Source organism: Edaphobacter sp. (assembly GCF_035532915.1).
Taxonomy (GTDB): domain Bacteria; phylum Acidobacteriota; class Terriglobia; order Terriglobales; family Acidobacteriaceae; genus Edaphobacter.
In genome coordinates this window covers 1-4,558 of sequence record NZ_DATKQC010000381.1, presented here as the reverse complement: position 1 = coordinate 4,558, position 4,558 = coordinate 1, and the positions used below count along the sequence as shown (strand labels likewise).

The window sequence follows — 4,558 nt, the reverse complement described above, 5'->3', positions numbered from 1 at the left end:
AGCGAAAAGCAGATCCTCCGCTGCGCGAAGGATGACAATTCAAGAGGATGAAGTCAGCCATTCATCCCACGCAGAAAGGGCGCGGTCGCACTGGATGCGATGGCGCTCTTTTTTGTCGCGGATCTTTTTGCGTAGCTCTTCTTCGAGCGGGAGCAGCAGGTCGAAGGTGATGTTGGCGGGCTGAAACTTTTTGCCTTCGGCGTGGGTGATGTAGTGGGTCAGGCTCCCGTTGGCGCTGGCTCGGGGCGCGGGAGTAGGCGCGTCGCCGTGAGCGAGCGCGGCGGCGTAGCGTCCGGCGAGCATCCCTGAGGCGATGGATTCGGTGTAGCCCTCGACTCCGCTGAGTTGTCCCGCGATCATGACGCTGGGGTGCGCTCTTAACTGCAAGGTTTCGGTGAGCAGTGTGGGCGCGTTGATGTAGGTATTGCGGTGAATCTGACCGTAGCGCAGGAAGGTCGCGTCTTCGAGGCCGGGGATGAGCTTGAGGACGCGGTTTTGTTCGCCGAACTTCAGGTGGTTCTGGAAGCCGACGAGGTTGTAGCTGTCGGCGCGGAGGTTCTCCTGCCGTAGCTGGACGACGGCGTAGGGCCAGCGGCCAGTTTTGGGGTCGGTGAGGCCGACGGGCTTCATCGGGCCGAAGCGGAGCGTGTCGCGGCCGCGCCGGGCGGTCTCTTCGATAGGCAGGCAGCCCTCGAAGTATTGCAGCTTCTCGGGGGTTGGTTGGCTTCCTTTGGATTCACTGGAAACCCAGGTCTCAGAATCGAGCCCTGGGGCACCCAGGTCTGTGGCTTGGCTAGGGATTTGTTCCCACTCTTTGGCGGGGACGGCTTCGGCGGCGATGAGGGCGTCGAGGAAGGTCTCGTACTCTTCTTTGGTGAAGGGGCAGTTGATATAGTCTGCCGTGCCTTTGTCGTAGCGGGCGGCGAAGAAGACGCGGTCCATGTTGATGGTGCTGGCGTCAACGATAGGGCTGATGCTGTCGTAGAAGGCGAGGTAGTCGGAGCCGGTGAGGCGCTGCAACTCCGCGGCCAGCGCGGACGAGGTGAGCGGGCCGCTGGCGAGGATGGTGATGGTGTTCGGGTCGTTCTCGTCGAGGCGGGTGACTTCTTCGCGGTGGACGGTGATGCGCGGCTCGGCGGCGATGCGCTCGGCTACTCGTTTGGAAAATTCGACCCGGTCTACGGCGAGCGCATGGCCAGCGGGAACGGCTGAGGCGTCGGCCTCGGCGAGAAGGATGGAGCCGGCGCGGCGCATCTCCTGCTTGAGCAGCCAGGGGGCGGTGTTTTCGCTCTCGGACTTGAGGGAGTTGGAGCAGACGAGTTCGGCAAAGTCGCTGGTCTGGTGGGCCTCGGTCGAGCGCGTCGGACGCATCTCGTAGAGATCGACCTCGCAGCCGAAGCGCGCGGCTTGCAGTGCGGCTTCAGGTCCGGCGAGACCTCCGCCGATGACTTTGATTCGCTTTGTAGCTCGTTCTGCCAAGGTACCCCCCTCCCCCTACTTTTTATGCAAAGTCTTCGAAACAAAGGATTTAAATCCTAAAGTATTGATTCTAAAAGAGAATATCGCAAAGTATTCGATCTACGCCACTTAGCTGCACACTGCGGCGCGAATGGCTCGCGGCGGAAGATGGTGAAATGTGATCTTGCCCCTTCTTTAATTATATGGGGTGCGTCAAGAGTTTCCGGGCGAAATCGACTCAGTCTGACTCAATGATGCGGAGTTTTCATCAATGCGACTTTTTGCGGACACACTACCTTCCAGTCTTGACATCTACTAAAGATAGAGATGTTGCGGCAAGGGTTTGCAATCTTCCGGCTTCACCTCCGGCGAAGCCTACAAGGTAAGATGACGGAATTATCGGACGCTTAGGGGCGGGAATGTTGACGGTAGAACTTTCTAAGATCAGCCCATCTCGTTCGGGATTTGAAACTCCAGGATCCCTGCTTGAATCGATCGTTCAATCTTCTGACGATGCCATTATCACGAAAACCCTCGACGGCATCATTACAAGCTGGAATCCGGCTGCGGAGCGCATCTTCGGATACAAACCGGGGGAGATTGTCGGAACTTCTATTTTGAATTTGATTCCTGAAGACCTGCAGTCCGAAGAACAAACCATTATCGAAAAGATACAGTTGGGAGAACGCATCGATCACTATGAGACGGTCCGGCTCACCAAGAGAGGGGAGCGGCTGGATGTGTCCCTCACCATCTCGCCGTTGAAAGATGCATCGGGAAAGATCGTTGGAGCTTCCAAAGTTCTTCGCCCTATAGGGGATCGCAAGCAGATAGAGAGAACCCTTCTGCAAGCAGAGAAGATCGCCGCTACAGGCAAGATGGCGGCGACGATTGCCCATGAGATCAACAACCCGCTGGAATCGGTGCTTAACCTGATCTACCTGGCAAGGACAAACGCCTCGAATGCAGATGAGGTCGTCAGTTATCTCAATACTGCGGAAGAAGAGCTGCTTCGCGTCGCCCATATAGCAAAGCAGACGCTGGGCTACTACCGGGAGCACTCCGCCGCAATCCGTGTCACGTTAGCTGACCTGGTCACCGGTACGCTCAAGATCTATGAAACGAAATTAGCTGCGGCTGACATTAGGATCAAAACAAAATTCAGCCCCAATCCTCAGATCGTGGTGAGGAAAGGGGAGATGATGCAGGTCATCTCGAACCTCGTCACCAACGCTATGTACGCCATGCCGTCCGGCGGCACTCTCACGGCGTCTGTAGAGGACGTAGTGGAATCAGATCGCCGGGGTCTCCTTTTGTCTGTCGAAGATACGGGCGAAGGCATCGCTCCCGAAAATTTGAAGAAGATCTTCGAGCCCTTCTTCACCACGCGTAGTTCCATCGGAACCGGAATCGGGCTTTGGGTAGCTACCGAATTTATCAAGGGTCACGAGGGAAGAATCGATGTCCGGAGCAGCGTGAACGACGCTTCCCACGGCACTAAGATGTCGATCTTTTTGCCGTTCGATAATCCCTATTCCAAATAGAAAGTCGCTCCTTTGGTATGCGGCGCAATCGGGCAACGGCGCGGTTGTAATCGGGTTATGGTACTCTGGGTTCCCTCCCCGATATCTCAAAGGCCCCGCTTTGTTTCCGAGGAGGAAACCATGAACAATTCATTGGACAATAGACCATCGTGCGCCGCACGCTGGGTATCAGCGCGCATCGCTTCGCGCTCCAACGTTATTCTTTCGGCTTTGCTGGTACTGGCAACGAGTGTTGCATTGGCTCCGGCAGCCCGCGCTGATTCATATACCTTCAATTGGAGTGGCCATGGCATCACCACCTCAGGCGTAATCGACGTGACCGCAACCTCGATGCCGGGGACGTACCAGATCACCGGGATCGACGGCACGTTCTCGGACTCAAATGCCGGATTCTCCGGCACGATCACCGGACTGAATGCCGCGTCGCTCCCCACCTACACTCCAGGCTCAACGTACTTCGGTGCTCCTGCTTTTACCGATGCCGGATTTTCGTATGACAACCTGTTCTATCCTGCTGGCGACTCACCTGCGGTATGCGTCGATGCCCCGATGTTTTCCGGTGGTGTGTTCGACATCTATGGCATGTCTTTTAACGTAGCGGGTGGGTACACCGTCGATCTTTGGAGCCAGGGCGATCTCGGCGGAGACTTGGTTGGCGATTCCTTTAAAGGGGTGAAGTTAGGAGACTCCGCTAATGGCATCTCCGTAACCGGAGGCACCTCGCCGGTTCCGGAGCCCAGTTCGCTGATTCTGCTGGGCACGGGCTTCCTTGGGCTGGTTGGCACATTGCGGCGCAAGCTCGCGGCTTAGTTACTGCCTGACGATAAGAGGCCGTCCTCGTCGAAGATCTTTCGGCGAGGACGGCCTCTTTTATTTAGAGCGGTTCTCCTCCAGAGGTCGTTTTGGTGATTGGAGCAAGACGCAGATCCCCTTCGGGAATGGCAAATAAAGGGGTCTACCCCTGAGAGGAAATAGCTCTAAGCTGCAAGCTGCGTCTTCGGGCTTATTTGCTTTGCGCCGCGAGGGCGGGCAAGTCTTTCTGGTTGACGCGCATGGTGCGCCACTCCTTCATCATGGTCGCGCCCATTTGCTCGTAGAAGCCGATGGCTGGGGTGTTCCATTCGAGCACGTCCCATTGCAGGCGGTGGCAGCCCTCTTCTACAGCAATAGCGGCGACGCGGGTGAGCAGCGCCTTGCCGATTCCCCTGCCGCGATGCTCGGGGAGGACGAAGAGGTCTTCGACGTGGATGCCGTGGTGGCCGCGCCAGGTGGAGTAGTTGTGGAAGTAGAGGGCGAAGCCTGCGGGAGCGTCGTCCCAGTCTGCGATGAGGCAGTGGAAGCGCGGCGTGGGACCGAAGCCGTCGCGATGGAGGTCGGTCTCGGTGGCGTGGACGGCGTCTGGCTCGCGCTCGTAGGTGGCGAGGTCGCGGATGAAGGCGAGGATCTGGGGGACGTCGGCGGGGGTGGCGGGGCGAATGTTGAGCATGGGCTTGTAGTTGAGAATGAAGGATATTGGCATTCCGGGCAAACCGCAGGTCCTTCGACTACGCTACGCT

The 4,558-nt window shown here is 57.6% G+C and carries 4 protein-coding genes; 2 read left to right on the top strand and 2 right to left on the bottom strand.

The window, feature by feature from the left end; genetic code table 11:
- Positions 1 to 39: 39 nt before the first annotated feature.
- The gene (gene trmFO, locus VMU57_RS18195; RefSeq protein WP_325386012.1) at positions 40 to 1,479 is read right to left on the bottom strand and encodes a methylenetetrahydrofolate--tRNA-(uracil(54)-C(5))-methyltransferase (FADH(2)-oxidizing) TrmFO; all 1,440 of its coding nucleotides are present in this window, start codon (positions 1,477 to 1,479) and stop codon (positions 40 to 42) included.
- A gap of 398 nt (positions 1,480 to 1,877) precedes the next feature.
- Here trmFO and VMU57_RS18190 point away from each other — a divergent pair, with 398 nt between their 5' ends.
- Positions 1,878 to 3,002 (top strand): PAS domain S-box protein, encoded by a 1,125-nt coding sequence (locus VMU57_RS18190; protein ID WP_325386010.1) that lies wholly within the window; start codon positions 1,878 to 1,880, stop codon positions 3,000 to 3,002.
- Positions 3,003 to 3,122: 120 nt separating this feature from the next.
- Positions 3,123 to 3,812: a PEP-CTERM sorting domain-containing protein gene (locus VMU57_RS18185; RefSeq protein ID WP_325386008.1), complete on the top strand. Its 690-nt coding sequence runs from the start codon at positions 3,123 to 3,125 to the stop codon at positions 3,810 to 3,812.
- A gap of 193 nt (positions 3,813 to 4,005) precedes the next feature.
- Here the strand turns inward: VMU57_RS18185 and VMU57_RS18180 are convergent, their stop codons facing one another.
- The gene (locus VMU57_RS18180; RefSeq protein WP_325386006.1) at positions 4,006 to 4,521 is read right to left on the bottom strand and encodes a GNAT family N-acetyltransferase; all 516 of its coding nucleotides are present in this window, start codon (positions 4,519 to 4,521) and stop codon (positions 4,006 to 4,008) included.
- Between the last annotated feature and the right edge of the window lie 37 nt (positions 4,522 to 4,558).

Excerpts from the sequence above, each read along its gene's own strand:
- VMU57_RS18180 (WP_325386006.1), bottom strand. The coding sequence starts at position 4,521 with ATGCCAATATCCTTCATTCTCAACTACAAGCCCATGCTCAACATTCGC.
- VMU57_RS18185 (WP_325386008.1), top strand. The coding sequence starts at position 3,123 with ATGAACAATTCATTGGACAATAGACCATCGTGCGCCGCACGCTGGGTA.
- VMU57_RS18190 (WP_325386010.1), top strand. The coding sequence starts at position 1,878 with ATGTTGACGGTAGAACTTTCTAAGATCAGCCCATCTCGTTCGGGATTT.